We start from the raw sequence: 20,290 nt of genomic DNA, 5'->3' as shown, positions 1-20,290 counted from the left end.
CATTGGGTCATTGTAGTCATTTTACCCTTTGGTCCTTTAATAGGGACAACCAACCATTCTCCCGATGGCGCGGATTTGCAATCCGTGACTTTTACTATCCAATAAATACCACTTCAATTTCCAATGCGCTATCCAAATCTGCATAATTTCTTGCGGAACTGAAATAGTAATTTTCAGCTTCGGTGACTATTTTTTCGTTCACTGGATTTTGATGGATATAGTTGATTTTTTCTTTGATCCATCGATTGGAAAAAACTTCTTCTGCATGATAACCTTCTTGCCAAATTTTATAGGTCTGTGGTCGTGACAAGTGTTCGCAGGATTTTTTGAAGTATTCTAGCATCCATTCTCTTCGGCTTTCAGGCTCTTCTAATATAGTTTGTACAATCTTCTTTGAGGTAAATTTTTTGAAGTCCCTCATTATTTCTGCTAATGAAAATGTGGAATCTGCAAAATAAATGCAAGTGGCTGTGCATTAAACAATATGAAAAGATTACAAGTCCTTTATTTTCTTGACAATGTTTCAAGGTATTTATAATGACATATTTTTGATTGAGTCTTGTGAATATATCTACCCAGCCGACTGTTGTGATTGTTATGAAATATGCTTTTTCTATTTCCGTTATTTTGTATTTTGTTGACATTATTTGTGCTTTTATTTGCTGTAAATATAGACATGAAAAAGCCATGATTAGTTGATCATTGTTTACTTTTTAGTATGTGAAGAGCACAGATTGCAAATCCGCGCTATCCAGATTACAGTAAAGCCTGTTGAGCCGGTCGGGCTCAACTTAAATGATAAACTATATTTGATATTCCCAAAATAAAATGCCCCTAAAAAGTGTCTAACTTTTTTGGGGGGGGGCAGTCCATTCCGTTGCGGTTTTTTTATACTTAAATAATTATTTCTTACATTTTTCTTCAGGAAGAATATCTTTTTTAAATATTTCCAAAATCATATCTTCTTTGTCATATGACCAATCAAAATTTTGGTAATAGTCTTTACTTGTGAAATTATATCTATTAAATCCTTCGTCAGGAAAAGCAATATATTTTTCAAATTTCCCATTTTTCATAAATAACAAAATAAATTTTGGATATCTGGATTGAATACAATAATCCTCATCTTCAGGATTGAACAAGCCTGTTTTTGCGCCAAAAGAATTTAATTCATAATAATTAAACAAAATATCCGACAATTTATCTCGTTCATTCAAAGATATTTGTCTTATTGAGTTATGATACTTTTTATCCAAATAATTCCTTTTTTCTTCTCTTTCTACTATATAGTTAGGAGACGCTATATAAATAGAATCATATCTATTGAAAGGATAAATCTCATTCCTTTGTTCTAAAGGAATTGAAAAAATACGTTTGAATTTTGGATAAACTCCTTTCCTTGGAGGAAGAGATGGATTATTTTGCTTAATATATTCTTGTTCATATTTATATTGTTTGCAATTTTTCACACAATATAAATTTCTATAATTTGTCAAATTCTCATCTTGAGAAAACACTATAAAAGGAATGAAAATTAGAAATAAAATTAGAATATTGGCTCTCATGATAAAAATTATTTAAACTCTGGATATCTCTTTTCAATTGATAGTTTCCAAGAATTATAATTACCTGTTCCATAGTTGACGATATACCATTCCTTAAATTTTTTTAGAATAATATTTTTTTGCGCATCTATTTTTTTTTCTTTTTGAATCTTAGTAAGTTCTTTTTTTCTTTCGAACAAATCATATATTTTCGATATCGGTATCCAAATAAAAGTATTTAAGCTTCCCCTGTCGCAAAGCCAAGTGCAGCAACAAAATAAAAAAGAATTTTCACCAATGCTAAAAACATTAATAAAATAAAGTAAAGCCAGTTCCATTTTGTTCTTTCTTGCTTTTTCCAAATTAAAATAATTAAAACCAATGTTATTTGAAGCCATTCTATACAAAAAAAGAAAACACTAATAAAATCGTTATTGCCTATCATATAGTATTTACTATATTTTTGTGTGAAACTATAGCCATTTTTATCATAGCCAAGAATAGAGTCTACAATCTCTCCAGACAATAAGACTAAACTATAAAGGGTTATAATGTAATTAATTCTCCAAAACCATTTTAAATTTTTCATTCAAATATTTTTTTTATTGCGTTCATAATTTTTTCTGCGTTTTTACTATTTTCTGCTACTTGGGAGGCAGGTACTATTGTTGGTTCAGGGTCTTTTGTTGCTTTAAAAACAGTAGAATTCGGGTGCGTTCTTAAACTTAAAAGACCATCCAGAAATATTTCTGAAACTTCTTTTGTACAGGATTCAATATATCCAAAACTTTGAGCTAATTTTTTCTTATCAAAGGATTTATCAAATGAGCATAAAGTTATATAGAATTGTGCAAATCCTTCGACAGAATCAATCATATTACCCGATGGCGCGGATTTGCAATCCGTGACTGTTTCCAACATCAATTCACGAAAATATTAAAAAAGCAATAACACATTATACTACTGCTTTGTTTTTGATTGTATAAAAGCACGGATTGCAAATCCGCGCTATCGGGGAAGCTTCATGGTTACAATTACACGTCCCTTATTTTCAAGAAAGTTTTCAATTTTTCAGCATAAAAAAACCGCAACTTGTTGTTGCGGTTTAAATATTATTTTTTTTCTGGAGGTGGCGGATTATAGACTGGCGTTTTACAATTTTGGTCAGGAAGAATGTCTTTTTTAAACATATCCAAAATCATACTTTCTTTGTTTTCTGACCAATCAAAATTATTGTATTGTCCATCTGAAAAATTATATCTATCCCATCCATCATCAGGAAAAGCAATGTATTTTTCAAATCTCCCATTTTTCATAAAAAGTAATATCATTTGAGGGTATTCCAAATAAACACAATCGCATCCAATTTGACCTTTTACACTAATTCTAAATAAATCGTAAGTTTTATGATAATTAAATAAAATATCCGATAATTTATTTTTTTCATCTTTAGATAGTAATCTCAATGATTTATGGTATTTTTTATCTAAATAATTTCTTGGCTCTTGTATTTTTTCTATTAATATTGGATTTGTCACATAAATAGAATCATATTTATTAAATGGATAAATCTTCATTCTGTCATCCTCTTTTATTGAAAACATTTTGGAAAATTTAGGCGTTCCTATCATATACGAAGGAACAGCATCATTTTTATTTTTCTTATCTATTAATTCTTTCGAATAAATTTTGCATTTTTTCAAACAATAATTTAATCGATAAGTATCTAAATCTTGTGCAAAAACAACATTACAAATTATGAAGAAAAGAAATAAGTTTATTTTTCTCATTTTATACTAACTAATTCTGGGTTTCTCTTTAATACCCGATGTCGCGGATTTGCAATCCGTGACTGTTCCAACATCTATACTCGAAAATACTAAAAAAAGCAATAACACATTGTGTTACTGCTTTTATTTTAATTATTATGAAAAAGCACGAATTACAAATCCGCGCTATCGAACCATTAAAGTATGTGAATCTGGGTCTCGCTTCAATTCATTAATTGCATTTACCTGTTTTTAAATTAATCCCTTCTCCTTTTGTATAGGAAATATATTTATTCTTTCCTATTTCCCAATCAAGCTCAATATCACTTAAAAAAAAGGGGGGGCAATCTGAAGTGTCTCCAATTTTATCTCCATTTTCATCTAATAGTTTAATATATCCCAAGCTACCACTAATACCGCCGTCTCCTGGCGCAGCAAAAAAACTTTTTTCTTTATAAATTTCTACGATGTATTTTCCATCAGGACTTTTTCTAGAATGTAGAAATTCTTTTTGACTAAAAAAGCTGTAAATACCAAAACAAACTAAACTAAAAATAAAAATAGCGATAAGGATTTTTTTCATAAATTAAACTTTTAACAAAAATAAAAAAGTTTAGTAAGAAATTCTGTCAAACTTTAGAAATTATTTTAAATTGAACATAGTATAAGTTGCATCATACAGATAAAGATTAGAATATCTGTAACCATCACTCCCCTTATGTGTATCATATCTATAATCTCTATAAGATTTATTATTAATCTCAGAATTTGAAAAACCTGTTTTGGAGGCAGATTTGTTTTTATAAGTCCAAAAACCTAAAGGCTGACTTATTAAAGCATCACCATCCACAAAATCAAACCCATCTTTTATATAAACTGCAATTTTTTTAATCTCTACCATAATTTTTCCGTTCTGGTAATGGAGAAAGCCTTTGGCAGAAAACCTAAGATTGCAATTGGCTATTGCCCCGAAAAAATCATCTAGACTATTTAATTTTGATTCTTTGTATGGAACATTTTTAAAATAATATTTTTCAAATAATGGCATTTTTTCTATTGTTTCTTTTCCATTCAATTCATCGGGTTTTATTACTTTTTCATTAACTTCTCCTGAAAAGGTACCAAACTCTGTTTTAGGATTCGCTACAGTTGGAAATTCTATTATTCCATCTTTTTGCATTTTAATTATTTCTCCTTTTAAAACATTAATCGATTTTTCGGTTTTCCAATCATTAAGATGTTTATTATAAAAATCCTTAAACCTATCAAAATGCATTAAACCTCCTAATGTGAAGTAATTAATACCAGGTTCAGATTCCCAAGGATAATTATTGGCTTTACCTTCAAACCACTCTATTTGAGATTTTTCTGCCATTTTCCATCCAAGTTTGTTCATAATTTTGGGCACTAAAACCACAAAATGAATTTTGAGATTCATATTGAGATATTTAGGATCTGGGTAAAAGAACTGGTTTTCTACAAGCATCTTTATTGCAAAGAAATTAATTGTTTCTCCATCACAAGAATTAAATATTTTCTCTTCATCAAAACCTATTATCATTTTTTTAGACGTAATTTTAAATGATTTTGTTTCTAATAAATTTCCATTGGTTCTGTTTGACACTTCTATTTTTGCTATCTTTCCAATAGCATATTGTGTGAATTCTAGAAGCGAATAAATTTCATTTTGTCCATACCTCAACACTCCATCCGTAAAATTATTTTGGTTTTTGTCGCACCAAATATAACCCTCGATATATTCTTTTGGAGGTTCTTTTTCCTTATTTTCTTTCATTCTTGACAAGCCTAATGCTTTTGCTGCTTTCATTTTTTTAAATTTTAAAGTTAAAATTGAAAAATAAGCGGTGCTTTTAGACACCGCCATTTTTAAGAAATTTTATTTTTGTGATAAGGTTGTAGGCTTCGTACTCCCCGTCAAAACCACATCTTTCGGTTCACCAAAAGCACTCGCAGTTTCTACTTCCGAAGGAACTTCAAAATCTTCAGGGTTTTCCTTGGAGATTGGTAATGCGTCAATTACTTCCAACCCGATAGATCTGGCTTGCAAAATGTTCAACGTTGTAGGGATTCTTGTGATCCACGCTTTGCCTTGTGGCTTGCCAGCCGGCTCACGTAATTCGTCTACAATACTCAAATACATTGGATCGCCAATTACAGGGACTTCGCCGCCATTCCAGATCTTACCAGTATTCATAAAGAACTGAACTGCGTCCTCAAAACCTGGTTTCACGGTTACAATCACACGTCCCATACCAGCCTGCAGGAAGTTTCTGAATAATGGGTCCACACTTTCTGTAATGTACATCTCCTGCCAGTTGGCTCTGTCTGCCCAATAATATGGGTAGAAGGTGTAATCCATAATGGTCCACTCAAAGGCTTGCTCCATGAACTTGACCAAAGCAGCATAAGAGTCCAAATCTGCATCCAACATGACCTGGAAATTTTCCATATTGGTACCACTTGTAGACCTGCGCCCTAAAATTGCCAAGTAATCCTGCAACAGATAAGCAATGCAGTTGTGCTTCAGAACCACTTCCTCCATATCCCGGTAGAAGTTTTGGGTTTTGTCTGTCTGGGTGGCTTCCTGCTCTTCTTTTATCTTTTGGAAATCTGCATCAGCCTGCATGTAAGCTGCAATAATATTATCAAACTGCAGTTGTTTCCAGGAATTGATGTAAGTATCGGAGAGCCCACAAACGAGATCAAATGTGACGTTGAAAGAATCTACACCAAAACCTTGGTACTTAAATGCAAAACTGTTTTCTATATTTAGTCCATCTACAGTAAAACTATTGTCTATAGAACCTCCTCCTACATAAGGCAATGATATATCTCCACCTTTAAAATTACTTACCACCATTCTCCCAAACTCATATCCATAGGAAACTTTTACAGATTTTGCAGCATAATTCTCCGGAAAGGTCAGCACTTTAAATCTCTGACCCTGATCGCCGTCAAGTTTGAAGTATTCATAGTCGATGTGTTGATTGACAGTTTTCACAGGAGTTTCCGTGAGTTTCACATTATATACATCAGCCCAGTACTGCAAAATTGTTTCATCTACATTTGCATTGGCCATGTTCCATTGACCAGTTGCTTTTCTGGGATCTTGCGGTGCTGTAAGAATCTCTCCAGCATTAGCTAATCTGTGTAAACGAGCCGGCTCGGGAATCATAAACTCAAACATCATCCTCTTTCCATAGTTGTAGATTTGATTTTTCATTTTCTTATCTACCCATCTGTAAACGCCTGAGATATGCTCTTTTCCATCTCTGTTATCGAACTCATGAATATTCTCCTCTACAAATTCATTTGTTATCTTTCTAATCCTTTCTTGAGAGACTTTGGAAACAATCCTATCTAAAGCCCTATTTGTAACTTCCTGCGATTTCTGAACTGCTTGTCTAGTACTATCATGCTGAGCTGTATTATTAGCATAACTAGCTCCTACATCAATTGTCCAAACCGCATTTTTGCTGAAATTGGCGTGTGAAGCAAAGCTCTGCTGCTTATCCAATTCTCTTGCTACCTCACTCTGCATATCATTTCTAGTAGCTGTAGTCGTATCAGAAATATGCTCTGTTTCCGTAGAAGTTGCATCTGTCTGGGTGTCTTCTGTTTTAACAGATCTTACCGAGGATTTGTGTCTCAACTCGCTTGCCATAACATTTTCAATATTCGAAACTTCTCCTGGAACATATGCGTGAACTGATTGTTCTACTTTAAGATAATCTGCAATACCAAGTCGGCGTACACCGAAACGTTTTGGTGTGAAAGTATTGGTACTTCCAACGTCTGTTTTAGCTGTTTTTCTACTAAGGTTTGAGTCAAAACTAAGAACCCCGATGTAATTATGGTTATTAGTCAAATCGCCTAATTCTAAGACACATTCTCTATCATTATCAAAATAAAGCTCAATCTTTATTGAAGATACACTCTTAAATTTATCAACAAAAACAGGAGGAAGAGTAATCATATTATCAACAACTGATAAATTGGTAAATGTTTCTTCAATTTCATTCTCATCCGCTAACGCTGAAATTTTTGCATAAGCCAGAGACCAAGAAGCATTATCGACTTCAAAACTAAAATTTAAAAAAGAATTGTAACCAATGACAGATTCTTTGTAGTATGATAACAAACTGTAACCTCCCGGTGTAACAAGCTTAGTTTTAGAGATTGGAACGATTACCCCGGCTAAATTTACATACTGCTTCTGCGGTCTTTCTAAGATAGACAATAGGGCTTGAGATTCCACAGAGATGGCATCATCTAATCTTTCAAAAACTTTCTCATAAGAATGATAGTCTTCCAATAATTCGAATGTAGTATTATCAATACGCATTGAAGTATCAGAATTGATAAACGATGTTTGCAAATCACTATCTGTTTGTTTATCAGAAATTGGTGACACATTAAATTCTGTAAATAATTCCAGAAAGGTATTTAGCGATTTTAAACTTAATTGTGATTTTAAATCAGCAAAGTTGATTTCATTCCTATAATTGAACTGAAACTCCGGGACCTCTTTTAATTCTACTCGATTATAGGCTGATCTTTTTTCTCTTGAAGTTATTTCTGCACCAAAAGTTGATTCTATATTTTCCAGGATTTTATTATTGTTATCAATAATAGGCTGAATTTCAATTTGATATCTTACCATTTCATCATTGTATGCTTGTTGGTAAGATTTATTGTAGCTCTTTTGTAGCTTTTCCAGCTCTCTCTTAAGAGTTTGTAAATCAGATTTTTTAATAGAAGCAATGCTCTGTTTTAGATTTTTTTCGGCATTTAGTCTTAACCTACTTTCTTGTTTTGTAGAAAGCATTTTTGGGAAAACTGAAGCACCGATTTTTGAATTTCTCTCGCCTCCAATACGATCCTCACTTGCTATTTTCGATTTTTGAACCGTAAAAATGTTATCTTCGTCATCTTCCACTGATGCTTCCTCTACAAAAAGCTTAGCTGGCAATATTACTTTAGCATTTTTAGCTTCATTAAGTTTTTCAATAGCAACATCCTGATATCTATATTTTTTGTAAACCTCAATATAGTCTATTGCTTTGAGAGTCTGAATTATTGCTTCTTTTATGTAAAAATCTTTTTGTGTAACAACTTGATAAATCAAATTATTCCAAAGGGTTGTTAAGGAAGCATCTGTAAGTTTAGGCAAACTAGCAACTCTTTCTATTACTATAGGGTCAACAACTTGATTTTTTGATAAAGATTTACCTATTGAAAAATAATCCGAATTAATATTCTCTACCTCCTTTTCTTTTTTAAAAGCTTCTAATTCAAAATTAGCTGCAGCTATTTCAAGCTCTTGAAATTTAATTGTCGATTTTGGCTCTGTCACTGCCCAAATTTCTATTTGTGTATCGAAGATACCTTTAATATTTTTTGGTCTTTTAACAAAACCTAAGTTTTCCTTCACCACTTCTGTAAGCTGCGGATTTCTAAGGCTTACAAATCTGAAGAGCGTTTGTGTAGCAGGATTAGATACAGCCTGTACATTATTTATATTTGTTGAATCGTTCATTTTATTTATTTTAAATTATTTTGGTGTTTATATTAGGACATAGTTTGGGCTGTTCAATTAATTTTAATTGAATTTTGCCTTACTTATTTTTAATAAAATTTAAATTTCTGTGATTTCTAAAAGGGTGTTCTTCAAAAGCGTTGCATTGTTGTTTGCTATCTCTGAAGCCCATTGTACATTAAATACTCCAGGCGTAGTACATTCGAAAATTAATTCTGCGATGATCATTTCCGGCATATTGATAGTACCAACTCCCGTAGATGTTGCAAAACTTCTTACTGTTGCAGAATTAGAATCAATTGCAGTAATTACCTGTTCTGGTGCAGCTGTATTGGTGTGAACAATATTCATCTTAACAGATCCAAAAATACTTCCTGCTGCGCCATTACCAAGAACAAAACCGATAGAACCGCCTGTTGTAGTAGCAACTGAGCTATACGCTCCAAGAATTTTGATTTTATAGAACTTTCCAGTTTCTACGTTAAAGTTAAATGTTGGCACATTGGCTCTAGTTACATTACTACTTATAAAATCTGAGGTCAGTCTAATCTTTGTTGTAGATGTTGATGTAATAGTAATAGCGGGAGTAATATCTGTCGCAAAGCCAAAAGTTCCGTCTGCTTTAGCAACTACTCTTTTAGTAAAAGTCGCATCACCATCAGCATTTGGTGTATTAGCTGGATTGGTTGATAACGCTCCATTAATTTTCACAAATCTGTTCGCAACTGAAAATCCTCCATAAATCAATGCATTAGCTGCTTGTGTGACAGTTGCTCCTTTGTTATCAATTGCTAAAGTATCATTTAAATCTGCTAAACCTTGGATCATAGATCCAATGAATACGTTTCTATTTAAATTAACAGTTGAGCCTCCAGAAGTGTAACCACTTGTAGATATAGCCATTGCAGCATTACCTACAGCTACGTTATAACTTCCCAATCCATTGTCATAACCTGCGGAACTTCCTAAATAAGTATTATTTGATCCTGAGACATTTGCATAGCCTGCGCTGATTCCTATTCCAGTATTTCTATTTCCTATAGTATTCCAATACAACGCAGATCCAGTAGCAACGTTCCTTTGCCCTGATGTATTATTTAATAATGCAGATGACCCTAAAGCACTATTCCAAACACCTGTGACATTGGAATATAATGCATAATCGCCTAATCCCGCATTGAAACTGCCTGATGTATTTGCATTTAAAACATACATTCCTATCGCAGTATTGTTTTTTCCTGTTGTATTTGAAGATAAAGCAGAATCTCCTACAGAGGTACTATCCTCTATGATAACCGTTGTATTACCCGAGCCTTTTCCAATCCTTACTTTGTTAATCGTTTTATCTGCACCTCCAAGTTCCTGTAAATTTTCATTATTAACTATTCCGCTTTGCGTGCCGGATACGGGTATACTCTGAACATTATCTTGGATATTAAGTTTTGTTCTCCAACTTTGCACATTGTCTCCATCCAAATTTGTAGCATTTTTATCAGCTTTCCCAGATAAGTCAAGTCTTTCTGATGGGATGACATCGTTAGGATCATTTTTGTGCCAATAAGAATCTTGCCATTCCCAGAAATTTTGTTCATCAGGCGTATCCCCGTTTTCAAAATAGGTTTTTAGACTATCTTTCGAAATCACCTGATTTGGTATGTAATTTTTTTCTTCTAAATCGTTTTCCATTTGGTTTTTTTTAATTCATTATTATATTATTTTACAATCTTCTATTTTTTATTCGCGTTTCTATTTCATATCTTAAAATTTTTAGGTTAGTTAATAATATCATTCTCAAAGTCTTCTCTGAAAAAAGTTTCAATCTCATCCAGATAGAAGTCATAGTCTAATTCTTCGTTTTCAATATCTTCCCATTCGATGCTGTAGATCGGGCTTTGAGAGGATTCTTCTGTTAATTTTTCTGTTGGTGTTTCCATATGATGTTTTGTGTTTGGGTAATAGTTGTCCTTACCAGCTATTTTTGCTGATATTATTGGGGTTTCGTAAAAGTGATTTTGATTAAATTGAGGCCTTAATTATAATCCAAAAGTAGTTGTCGCTGGCGTCAGAACTTGACGTAATAAATATTAATCTTTGTTTTCATCATTTGTATTTTGTTTCTCTTTTTCTATAAATCAAAGATATCTTGCAGAAGCGTCAAAACTCGTCGCTTTTAAAATTTATATTTTATTTTTAATTAATTTTTCAGCGATTTGATTCAGCAATTCATTATTCTCTTCCACATAACACAAACCTGCCTGTATCAAAGCTTCAATGTTTTTCTTCTTGACATTATCCATCTCGGGAGAAGCGGTTTTCAAGGAAGGATTGATTCTGTAATAGTTCTGCCTGTTTCGTTTTCCCAAAGTCATAAACATTTGGTTCAATTGATAATCCACTGTCTCTGCGTTGGCAGAAAGTAGAATATCAATGATTGGTCCTATCCAAGCTAATTTCCCAGCATTTTTATATTTATTAATAGGATAAGATTTCATTTCCGTACCTGTTCCCAGAGAAACAATCATCATATCATTCACTGTAGGATAATTGGGTTTTTCAGGATTTTCAAATAGATCTGCAAAAGGAATTTTTCTGGCTTCTGCATAAGCACATAAAGCAGGATTATTGGCAAACATTCCGCCATCTATCAAACTAAAAGTCTGACCATAAGAAGACTTAATCTGAGCAGGTGAGAAATAAGTTGGCGCTGCTGAAGTAGCTCTGCAAATATCTTTTACAAGAAAGTTCTGTTGGTTTTGCTTGGCATTGATTGTATTAAAGAGTTTTGCTTTTCTATTCTCAATATCATAACTGGTAATGAGCGAAGGTTTTATAAAATCTTTAAGTTCCAAATCTTCAAAAAAATCACTCAATTGTCTTTCCAAATTATCCTGCGAAATTTTCTCACTAAACAAACCAAATGGATTAAAAAGATTCTCCCACAGAGAAACGGTAAAGATATCTTCGCCTTTTTCCGTATAAAGTTCAAATGCTTTTTTCATGGAATATTTGGCTTTTTTATTGTCATCCGGATAAAGAAGAACAGAGGCTAGGATCCCGCCTGTACTGCTTCCCGCTATCATATCAAAATAATCACCTAGTTTGGCATTCGGATGATCTTTTTGCTGTAAAAGTTCTTCCAAATAACGCAGAATAATACAGGAAATAATCCCTCTGATTCCGCCACCGTCTAAAGAAAGTATAGTTACCTTTTTCATTTCTTTTGTTTTTTGATATTACAAAAGTAGGTGCGGGTCGCGACAGAACTCGTCGTGATAAAAATTGATTTTAAAAAATAATATAACCTGCTTTATCTCTTGGAAGTTTGATGAGATTTCGCCAGTTGGTTTTCATTTCTTTATTTTTAGTTTTGATACTTTTTTTTTCAAAATGCGGAAGGTCTTTGAAATTTTTCCAATTTCCGCCCCATTCCCAACCATATTTTGCAAAGATTTTTACACATTCATACCAATCAGCCACTTTATCATTGTCCCAATCTTTTGCTGTATCCCAACTCGCAGTTTTTCTATCGATAATAAGGCAGATATCGACTGCCAATCCGTAATTATGAATGCTTTGCCCTCCTTTTGCATTTGTTACTTTTTTACCAGACTTTGTTCGTCCAATCGCATAAAACTCATCTTGTTCCTTGAAGGATCTAAGACCTTGTGTAATTCTGATTTTTGCCCGACCGGTAAGTGCCAGATCACATTCTCTGATGATATGGGTTACCTCATCTCGAACAGATGGGTGAAGTTTTTGAATTCTTTGTTGAGTAATATTGTCCATAATCTAATATATTTATGAACAAATCTAGAATAAGGAAACGCCAGAACTTGACGTATAAAAACAAAAAAAGCCGGCTCGTTTAAAACGAGCCGGCTAATATTTTGAGTATAATAAATCTAATTATTATTCTGCAGAAGCTTCTGGAGCCGCATCAGCTGCACCTTCTACTGCTACTTCTTCTTCATCCTCATCATCTTGTCCTGCTGCAGCATTTTTGCTAGCATTTCTAGACATCTTAACAGCAACTACTACTGCGTTGTCTGGGTGCATGAAAGAATATTTGTCATTTTTAAGACTTTCTACATAGAATTTGTTTCCAATCTTAAGAGCAGTAATATCCACAACAATCTCGTCTGGCAAGTTAGCTGGGATCGCTTTTACTTTTAGTTTTCTGTAGGTTTGTCTAAGAACACCACCGGCAACAACACCTTTGGAACGACCAGTGATTCTTACAGGAACTTCCATGATAACTGGTTTGTCATCAGCTAGCTGATAGAAATCAGCGTGGATAATTCTATCTGTAAGTGGGTGGAACTGAATGTCCTGAAGAACAGCAGGGATTGTTTTTCCGTCAACTTCCAAAGATACCGTGTGTGCTTCAGGAGTATATACCAAACCTTTGAAAGCTTTCTCTTCTGCAGAGAAGTTCAATGGCTCACCACCTCCGTAAACAACACAAGGAACTAATTCAGCATCACGTAAAGCTTTAGTAGACTTTTTGCCCACGCTTTCTCTTTTTGTACCTTGAATTGTAATAGATTTCATTTTGTATAAAAATTATTTTAAGGGTGCAAAGATATTAATTTTTTTTAAATAATAAACTTCTCACTTATAGATTTGTGCTCGTGTACCATATTCATCACGTCAGCAAATAATTCTGCGCAAGAAAGCACTCTTATTTTTGAAGATTTCTCTGTTTTTTGCGGAATAGAGTCTGTGACAATCACTTCCAAAAGTTGAGAATTCTCGATATTTTCAAAAGCTTTACCAGAAAGAACGCCGTGTGTTGCCATTGCTCTTACAGATTTTGCTCCTTTTTCCATTAGGATATCTGCTGCTTTGCAAAGCGTTCCAGCCGTATCAATCATATCATCAATCAGAATCACGTTCTTATCTTTAACATCACCAATCAGGAACATCTCTTCTACAACATTGGCTTTTTTTCTTTCTTTATAACAGATTACAACGTCTGCTCCAAGATGACCTGCATAATTTTTCGCTCTTTTTGCACCTCCCATATCCGGAGAGGCTATCGTCAAATTGTCAAGAGCAAGGGATTGAATATACTTTACAAAAATAGTAGATGCGTACAAATGGTCAACAGGAATCTCGAAGAATCCTTGGATCTGGTCTGCGTGCAAATCCATTGTCATAATTCTGGTTGCTCCCGCAGCAGTCAAAAGATTGGCTACCAATTTTGCTCCGATGGGCGCTCTTGGTTTGTCTTTTCTGTCTTGTCTCGCCAAACCGTAATATGGAATTACAACCGTAATGTTTTTGGCTGATGCTCTTTTCGCTGCATCTATCATTAATAACAGTTCCAACAAATTATCCGCTGGTGGAAAGGTAGAAGCAATGAGGAAAACACGTGCGCCTCTAACGGATTGTTCCAAGACTGGCTCGAATTCTCCGTCGCTGAAATGCTGAATATTAATTTGCCCTAAAGGCTGCCCATAAGCCTGAGCGATTTTTTCTGCCAACTCGTGGCTGGTTCTGGTAGAAAACAAATAACTTGCTTGATCTGACATTTTTACTTTTTTGCAAATTTAAAAAATAATGAAAAGTTTGAAAGCTTATTTCCGAACTTTTCATCAATAGATTTATATTATTTATTAGAAATGATATTCTATCACCCGCTATCACTGGATTATCAAAAAAACGCCAAGTATGATTTCATAAAAAAAGACCAAAATATTTTCTATTTTGGTCTTTCTATTTTTCTTAACAGTACTCGTCAAAAGCAGCCTGAAGATTCGCAGCAATTGCGCCTGCAGGATTACCCTCGATATGGTGTCTCTCTAACATATGCACCAACTCGCCATCTTTGAAAAGTGCCACAGCTGGCGAACTTGGAGGAAACGGTGCTAACAATCTTCTAGCTTCTGCAACCGCATCCGTATCAAATCCTGCGAAAGCTGTAACCAAATGGTCTGGCTTCTTCTCGCCTGTCAAAGAGTACAAAACGCCTGGTCTTGCCGCTCCTGCTGCACACCCGCAAACGGAGTTGATTACTAATAATGTTGTTCCGCTTTGTTTAAGCGCTTCGTCAACTTGTGCTGGTGTTGTAAGGTCTGCAAACCCTTTATCTGTAAGTTCTGCCTTCATTGGCAATACTAAATCTGCTGGATACATATTAAAATATATTTTAGGTTAATTCGAATTGCAAATTTAATCAAATAATATTTTGATTATCTTATTTATCATTCTATTAAAATCATTCCGAAAATCTATTGAGACATTTTGACTGATTTTTAAACAAAAAACCTTGAATCCGAAAATTCAAGGTTTAATCAAATCGATATGCAAATTAAGTATATCCGTGGGTAATTAATGATAATTTATAAATGATGAAATCGAAGATTCGGCAAAGCCAATGATTATCAATTATCGTTTATCAACCATCATTTATATTTAGGTAAGTAACTTTTTCACCATTTCGGAAATACTCTTTCCGTCTGATTTTCCGGCTAATACTTTGGAGGCAACGCCCATTACTTTTCCTAAGTCTTTAATAGTTTCTGCTCCGGTTTCAGAAATAATTCTCTTGATTTCTGATTCCAATTCTTCAGCAGATAATTGTTTTGGAAGAAACTTTTCAATCACTTTGGACTGTGCTTCTTCCACTTCAGCAAGGTCAGTTCTTCCCTGAGCCATAAATTGCTCATAAGAATCTTTTCTCTGCTTTATCATTCTTTGCAAAATCGCAATCTCTTGTTCTTCTGAAACTTCAGCACCTCTAGCTTCGGTTTGTAACAAAAGAATCTGCGCTTTCACTGCTCTCAGAGAGTCCAGAGCCACACGGTCTTTTTCTCTCATCGCCGTTTTTATGGCTTCGCTTATTATAGTTTCTAAACTCATAATTTTAATCTACATCTTTATTAAGAAAACGGTTTTCTCTCAACTGCATACTTCCGTTATTATCAGACAAATAAGTGTTGATATTCTGGTCTGATGCATTAGAACCATCGATATTGATGTTCTTTCTCTTGAAAGCCGGAACTGTTTCAAAAACATTCTCATTATCCAATTGCTGGTAACGGGAATTGAATTCTCTCAACTTGTTTCTTCTTTCCATAGCTTTTGAAGAATCCGGAGTTTTGTTGAAAAACGTAAATCCACTTTCAGTTTCCTGAACTGGTTCAGATTTTTTCTCTTCTACAATTTCTTCCTTAGTTTCTACAGCGAAAGAAAATCTTGTTGGTTCTTCAACTTTTTCTTCGATGATGTCGTTAACGATTTCTTCTCTGATTGGAGTTTCTTCAATTACCGAATCTTTGATTTCAGAAATAACTTGTTTTTCAATTACCGGAAATTCTTCTTCAACGGCAGGCTCATTGATTGTGAAAGTTACTTCAACAGGCTTCTCGATTTCCTCTTCTTTGAAAGATGCTTTTGGCTTGTCTTCTACTTCAAAAGAAAAAGATTGCGCTTCCAAATCTAATTCTTCATAACTCTCTTCCTCGAAAGTGAAAAGGTTGTATTCTTGTTTTCCTTTATTAGAATTATAATCATTTGAGAAATCCATGATTTCCTCATTTTCGATGATTTCGATTTCTGTCATTGGCTCTTCTACAAGACTTTCCGCAACCGAATTAGTTGGAAAATTAGAAGTTCCAAAATCGTCATCATCTTCTAAACGAAAAAAATTCTTTCCCGATTCTGTCTGTTGTTTAGTTTCTTCCTGAGCTCTGCTTTTGAACGGAGATTCTCTATGTCTGGAAGGACTTGGTCTGTCTTCCAAAGAATATTTAATCGTCTCAGTTACTCCAGAATGTTTTTTGTTATCATTTGAAAAACCAGTTGCAATAACCAAAACGCTTACTGCATCGCCCAATTCTTCATCAGACCCAACTCCAAAAATAATATCAGCCGTATTTCCAGCTTCTTTCTGGATGTGGTCCATAATCACACCAATTTCGTCCATTGTTACCTCAGTCGCACCACTTCTAATCAACAATAGAACATTTTTTGCACCGGTGATTTTGTTATCATTCAATAACGGGGAATCCAATGCTTTTTTAACCGCTTCTTCCGCTTTGTTTTCACCACTAGCGATTCCAGTTGACATCAATGCAGTTCCGGAGTTAGCCAAAACAGATTTAGCATCACGGAAGTCAATATTAACATCAAAATAACCTGTAATCACTTCTGCCATTCCTTTTGCAGCGTTGGTCAAAACTTCATCGGCTTTTGAGAATCCTTGTTTGAAACCAAGGTTTCCGAATTGCTGTCTCAATTTATCATTATTAATGACAATTAAAGAATCAACATTATTTCTTAATTTTTCCAAACCTAATTCAGCCTGGTCCAATCTTCTTTTTCCTTCAAAACTAAAAGGTACGGTTACGATTCCTACAGTAAGAATCCCCATTTCCTTCGCTACTTTTGCAATAACAGGCGCAGCACCAGTTCCAGTTCCACCGCCCATTCCGGCAGTGATGAAAACCATTTTGGTATTCTGTCCCATTGATGCCTTGATATCATCGATACTTTCGATGGCTGCTTTTTCTCCAACTTCCGGGTCAGCGCCTGCGCCAAGCCCTTCTGTCATCGTTACTCCTAACTGAACTTTATTAGAAACCGGATTATTGTCCAAAGTCTGTGCATCTGTATTACAAATCACGAAATCTACTCCGTAAATTCCTTTCTCGTACATATGTTTCAGCGCATTGTTTCCACCGCCACCAACACCGATAACTTTGATGATAGCGGAATTTCCTTTTGGAAGGTCAAATGAAAATCCTTGTGTATTATTTATATTGTCCATAGTATATTTTTTTATAGTTGATGATTGATGAGTTATAATTGATTCAAGAATAAGCTTACCATTCATCAATTTAACTCAAATCTTTAATTATTACTCTTCTACTTCCTCGAAGAATTTTTTTACTTTATCCATTAGAGACTGTCCGAAAGTCGGTTTGTTTCTTCTAGCTTCTTCTTTTGGTTTTGCAACTTCTTCTATCTGCTGAATCTGTTGAGGTTTCTCAACTTCGGTAGTTGGCTGAGGTGCAACCGGTTCTGCTTTTGCTACAGCTTCTTCGATAATTTCTTCTTCTGTTGGAAGGATTCTTTTATCTCTGATTTTAAGACTTTCCATCAATAAGCCGATTGACGTTGCAAATTCCGGTCCTTTCAGATATTGGTTTTTGTCATTCGCTACATATTCATTAGCAAAACCAATTCTGCTGTCGAAACCTGTAGTGTAATTTGCTAACTGACGAAGGTTTCTCAAGTTGGAACCACCACCAGTCAAAACGATTCCTGCAATCAGTTTTTTCTTTTGTTCGAATGCGCCGTAAGCTTTCAATTCAGTATTTACCATTTCAAGAATTTCTTCAACTCTTGCATTGATAATCTGAGCTAAAACTTTCAACGAAATCTCTTTGTCCGGACGACCGTGTAATCCCGGGATTGTCACATACGTGCTGTCTTTTTCCAATTCCGGAACAGAGGATCCGAACTTCACTTTCAGCTGTTCTGCGTGTTTCTCGATGATTGAACATCCTTCCTTAATATCATCGGTGATAATTCCACCACCGTAAGGAATCACGCAAGTATGACGAATGATGTTGTCTTTGAAAATTGCGATATCCGTAGTTCCACCACCAATATCAACAATCGCAACACCAGCTTCTTTTTCTTCTTTTGTAAGAACTGCTTCAGACGATGCCAAAGGTTCCAAGGTCAAAGCTTCCATTTCCAGACCAGCTTCGCGAACACATCTGGCAATATTTCTGATAGAACCCATCTGTCCCACAACAACGTGGAAATTAGCTTCTAATCTTTTGCCGTGCATCCCGACCGGTTCCTGGATTTCGCCTTCAGAATCTACTTTGTATTCCTGAGGCAAAACATGGATGATTTCTTCTCCAGGCAACATTACCAATTTCTTTACCTGGTCTTTTAGTTTCTCGATATCATCTTCTGTGATGTATCTATCCGGATGCTCTCTCATGATGTAATCCGAATGCTGGAGAGAACGTATATGTTTTCCTGCAATTCCTACAGTTACCTTATGGATAGGAACGCCGGCGCTGGATTGCGCTTCTGCCACTGCAGTTTTGATGGAATTGATGGTTTGGGAAATGTTGTTCACGATTCCTTTGTGAACACCAAGACTTTTAGCCTTCCCAACGCCCAGGATTTCGATTTTCCCGTGAGCGTTACGTCTTCCGACAATGGCGACAATCTTAGTTGTCCCAATGTCCAGACCTACTGAATACTCTTGATTTTCCATTATATGCTCGATTTGATTTTTTTAATTTTTAACGCAAAGTCCGCAAAGTTTTGTTTTACCATTATTATGCTTTTAAGCTCGCAAAGGCTTTTTACTCAGCTAAGACTTTATTTATATCTAATTTATTCTACTACTACTTTTGCTTTTTTCTTTTTATCAGAAGACGATTTGGAGGTGGTTTCCTTTTTCTTTTCCGAAGATTTTTTCGGTTCCGGTTTCTTCTCTACTTTTTTAGGTTTGGAAGATTCCTTTTTTACTTCTGATTTTTTAGGTTCAGTTTTTTTTATTTCTTTTTTCGGTTCCGGTTTGGGTTCCGCCTTTTTAGTTTCTGTTTTTGCAGGAACTGATGCTAATAATTGTGTTGGCTTTTCTTCCGGTTTTGTAATTTCAATCTTCGGTGCATTTCTCAGAATACTGTCGTTTTCTTTGAAATAAGGGTTCAGTGTCGTTACAATCTGGTTATTGTATTTAACCGAAATCTTTTTGTACTTATTCGGATTCTGATAAACTAGATATTTCTCTACAAAAGTTTTAAATCCTTTAACCTTGAAATCAATATTTTCTAAATCTCCAATCTCAACTTTGTAATTCCCGTCGCTAGTGAGAAGATTATAACTGTCTTTTTCTTTTTTGATTCCGATGAAATATTTTTTGCTGAAATCATCTTTGTCAATTTTCTCAATCAACTTTCCGAGTTCCTGATATTCCGAAGCTTCTACATCTCCCATTACGAGCATACACGGATAAGAAAAGTTTCTCGAAATCGGGAATTCAACACCTTTTTCATCCACATAAAAATCCTTTCCATTTTTATTCAATCGGAAAATCGGAATTCGTTGTTTGATATCAACATTCAGATTGCCATTTAGATTCATATAAACATTAGCACTATCGACAAATGGAATCTCATTAATCTTCTTCTCCAATTCCGGAATCTTAACATCGCCGATTTTCTTAGTCGGATTAAATTGTTTCACCAAATCTTTGATGTCCTTCTCATCCACAAAATAAACCGGTGTCTTGGTCTGGTTCATATTGATAGATACATTCTCCATCTTAGCGTTATTGAAACGCTTCAACGAGAAACTGAGCAGAAATCCAAAAAGGACCACTGTTACCAATATCTTCAATATTCTCCACTTATTTTTCATTCTCTATATCTCATTTTCAA

At 34.5% G+C, this 20,290-nt stretch carries 19 protein-coding genes and 1 pseudogene; all 20 read right to left on the bottom strand.

Annotated features, from left to right (window positions below; translation table 11 throughout):
- Positions 1-94: 94 nt before the first annotated feature.
- A pseudogene (locus KI430_RS13855) lies at positions 95-644 on the bottom strand (REP-associated tyrosine transposase).
- Positions 645-902: 258 nt separating this feature from the next.
- A complete protein-coding gene (locus KI430_RS13850; protein ID WP_248875539.1) occupies positions 903-1,565 on the bottom strand; it encodes a hypothetical protein in 663 nt (220 codons plus the stop codon).
- Positions 1,566-1,573: 8 nt separating this feature from the next.
- A complete protein-coding gene (locus KI430_RS13845; RefSeq protein ID WP_248875538.1) occupies positions 1,574-1,744 on the bottom strand; it encodes a hypothetical protein in 171 nt (56 codons plus the stop codon).
- A 38-nt stretch (positions 1,745-1,782) separates the two neighbouring features.
- Positions 1,783-2,133, bottom strand: coding sequence for a hypothetical protein (locus KI430_RS13840; protein ID WP_248875537.1), 351 nt, complete (start codon positions 2,131-2,133; stop codon positions 1,783-1,785).
- A complete protein-coding gene (locus KI430_RS13835) occupies positions 2,130-2,465 on the bottom strand; it encodes a hypothetical protein (protein ID WP_248875536.1) in 336 nt (111 codons plus the stop codon). The genes KI430_RS13840 and KI430_RS13835 overlap by 4 nt, the downstream gene beginning before the upstream one ends.
- Before the next feature lie 191 nt (positions 2,466-2,656).
- Positions 2,657-3,334, bottom strand: coding sequence for a hypothetical protein (locus KI430_RS13830; protein WP_248875535.1), 678 nt, complete (start codon positions 3,332-3,334; stop codon positions 2,657-2,659).
- Between the two features lie 211 nt (positions 3,335-3,545).
- Positions 3,546-3,896, bottom strand: coding sequence for a DUF5412 domain-containing protein (locus KI430_RS13825; protein ID WP_248875534.1), 351 nt, complete (start codon positions 3,894-3,896; stop codon positions 3,546-3,548).
- A gap of 60 nt (positions 3,897-3,956) precedes the next feature.
- Positions 3,957-5,141 (bottom strand): DUF6402 family protein, encoded by a 1,185-nt coding sequence (locus KI430_RS13820; RefSeq protein WP_248875533.1) that lies wholly within the window; start codon positions 5,139-5,141, stop codon positions 3,957-3,959.
- Between the two features lie 69 nt (positions 5,142-5,210).
- A complete protein-coding gene (locus KI430_RS13815; protein ID WP_248875532.1) occupies positions 5,211-8,873 on the bottom strand; it encodes a hypothetical protein in 3,663 nt (1,220 codons plus the stop codon).
- 99 nt (positions 8,874-8,972) lie between these two features.
- Positions 8,973-10,559 carry a hypothetical protein gene (locus tag KI430_RS13810; RefSeq protein WP_248875531.1) on the bottom strand — a complete coding sequence of 529 codons (1,587 nt, stop codon included), beginning with the start codon at positions 10,557-10,559 and terminating at the stop codon, positions 8,973-8,975.
- A gap of 86 nt (positions 10,560-10,645) precedes the next feature.
- Positions 10,646-10,807 (bottom strand): hypothetical protein, encoded by a 162-nt coding sequence (locus tag KI430_RS13805; RefSeq protein WP_248875530.1) that lies wholly within the window; start codon positions 10,805-10,807, stop codon positions 10,646-10,648.
- 243 nt (positions 10,808-11,050) lie between these two features.
- Complete coding sequence (locus tag KI430_RS13800; RefSeq protein ID WP_248875529.1) at positions 11,051-12,088, bottom strand: patatin-like phospholipase family protein; 1,038 nt, start codon at positions 12,086-12,088, stop codon at positions 11,051-11,053.
- A 70-nt stretch (positions 12,089-12,158) separates the two neighbouring features.
- Entirely contained in the window at positions 12,159-12,659 is a 501-nt protein-coding gene (locus KI430_RS13795; RefSeq protein ID WP_248875528.1) for a M15 family metallopeptidase, read from the bottom strand.
- A 123-nt stretch (positions 12,660-12,782) separates the two neighbouring features.
- On the bottom strand, positions 12,783-13,424 hold the full coding sequence (locus KI430_RS13790; RefSeq protein ID WP_248875527.1) for a 50S ribosomal protein L25/general stress protein Ctc: 642 nt from the start codon (positions 13,422-13,424) through the stop codon (positions 12,783-12,785).
- 44 nt (positions 13,425-13,468) lie between these two features.
- Positions 13,469-14,407, bottom strand: coding sequence for a ribose-phosphate pyrophosphokinase (locus KI430_RS13785; RefSeq protein WP_248875526.1), 939 nt, complete (start codon positions 14,405-14,407; stop codon positions 13,469-13,471).
- Between the two features lie 193 nt (positions 14,408-14,600).
- Positions 14,601-15,011, bottom strand: coding sequence for a BrxA/BrxB family bacilliredoxin (locus tag KI430_RS13780; protein ID WP_074235805.1), 411 nt, complete (start codon positions 15,009-15,011; stop codon positions 14,601-14,603).
- A 279-nt stretch (positions 15,012-15,290) separates the two neighbouring features.
- Positions 15,291-15,737 (bottom strand): GatB/YqeY domain-containing protein, encoded by a 447-nt coding sequence (locus KI430_RS13775; RefSeq protein ID WP_248875525.1) that lies wholly within the window; start codon positions 15,735-15,737, stop codon positions 15,291-15,293.
- 4 nt (positions 15,738-15,741) lie between these two features.
- Positions 15,742-17,646 (bottom strand): cell division protein FtsZ, encoded by a 1,905-nt coding sequence (gene ftsZ, locus KI430_RS13770; RefSeq protein ID WP_248875524.1) that lies wholly within the window; start codon positions 17,644-17,646, stop codon positions 15,742-15,744.
- A 90-nt stretch (positions 17,647-17,736) separates the two neighbouring features.
- On the bottom strand, positions 17,737-19,119 hold the full coding sequence (ftsA, locus tag KI430_RS13765; RefSeq protein ID WP_248875523.1) for a cell division protein FtsA: 1,383 nt from the start codon (positions 19,117-19,119) through the stop codon (positions 17,737-17,739).
- Between the two features lie 122 nt (positions 19,120-19,241).
- Positions 19,242-20,270: a cell division protein FtsQ/DivIB gene (locus KI430_RS13760; protein WP_248875522.1), complete on the bottom strand. Its 1,029-nt coding sequence runs from the start codon at positions 20,268-20,270 to the stop codon at positions 19,242-19,244.
- Positions 20,271-20,290 lie beyond the last annotated feature (20 nt).

Source organism: Epilithonimonas zeae (genome assembly GCF_023278365.1).
Classification (GTDB): Bacteria; Bacteroidota; Bacteroidia; order Flavobacteriales; family Weeksellaceae; genus Epilithonimonas; species Epilithonimonas zeae_A.
Note: the sequence above shows the minus strand (reverse complement) of the source record. Positions and strands in the feature narration are given on the sequence as shown.

Coding starts and splice junctions, on each gene's coding strand:
- KI430_RS13850 (WP_248875539.1), bottom strand. CDS start 1,565: ATGAGAGCCAATATTCTAATTTTATTTCTAATTTTCATTCCTTTTATA.
- KI430_RS13840 (WP_248875537.1), bottom strand. CDS start 2,133: ATGAAAAATTTAAAATGGTTTTGGAGAATTAATTACATTATAACCCTT.
- KI430_RS13835 (WP_248875536.1), bottom strand. CDS start 2,465: ATGTTGGAAACAGTCACGGATTGCAAATCCGCGCCATCGGGTAATATG.
- KI430_RS13830 (WP_248875535.1), bottom strand. CDS start 3,334: ATGAGAAAAATAAACTTATTTCTTTTCTTCATAATTTGTAATGTTGTT.
- KI430_RS13825 (WP_248875534.1), bottom strand. CDS start 3,896: ATGAAAAAAATCCTTATCGCTATTTTTATTTTTAGTTTAGTTTGTTTT.
- KI430_RS13820 (WP_248875533.1), bottom strand. CDS start 5,141: ATGAAAGCAGCAAAAGCATTAGGCTTGTCAAGAATGAAAGAAAATAAG.
- KI430_RS13815 (WP_248875532.1), bottom strand. CDS start 8,873: ATGAACGATTCAACAAATATAAATAATGTACAGGCTGTATCTAATCCT.
- KI430_RS13810 (WP_248875531.1), bottom strand. CDS start 10,559: ATGGAAAACGATTTAGAAGAAAAAAATTACATACCAAATCAGGTGATT.
- KI430_RS13805 (WP_248875530.1), bottom strand. CDS start 10,807: ATGGAAACACCAACAGAAAAATTAACAGAAGAATCCTCTCAAAGCCCG.
- KI430_RS13800 (WP_248875529.1), bottom strand. CDS start 12,088: ATGAAAAAGGTAACTATACTTTCTTTAGACGGTGGCGGAATCAGAGGG.
- KI430_RS13795 (WP_248875528.1), bottom strand. CDS start 12,659: ATGGACAATATTACTCAACAAAGAATTCAAAAACTTCACCCATCTGTT.
- KI430_RS13790 (WP_248875527.1), bottom strand. CDS start 13,424: ATGAAATCTATTACAATTCAAGGTACAAAAAGAGAAAGCGTGGGCAAA.
- KI430_RS13785 (WP_248875526.1), bottom strand. CDS start 14,407: ATGTCAGATCAAGCAAGTTATTTGTTTTCTACCAGAACCAGCCACGAG.
- KI430_RS13780 (WP_074235805.1), bottom strand. CDS start 15,011: ATGTATCCAGCAGATTTAGTATTGCCAATGAAGGCAGAACTTACAGAT.
- KI430_RS13775 (WP_248875525.1), bottom strand. CDS start 15,737: ATGAGTTTAGAAACTATAATAAGCGAAGCCATAAAAACGGCGATGAGA.
- ftsZ (WP_248875524.1), bottom strand. CDS start 17,646: ATGGACAATATAAATAATACACAAGGATTTTCATTTGACCTTCCAAAA.
- ftsA (WP_248875523.1), bottom strand. CDS start 19,119: ATGGAAAATCAAGAGTATTCAGTAGGTCTGGACATTGGGACAACTAAG.
- KI430_RS13760 (WP_248875522.1), bottom strand. CDS start 20,270: ATGAAAAATAAGTGGAGAATATTGAAGATATTGGTAACAGTGGTCCTT.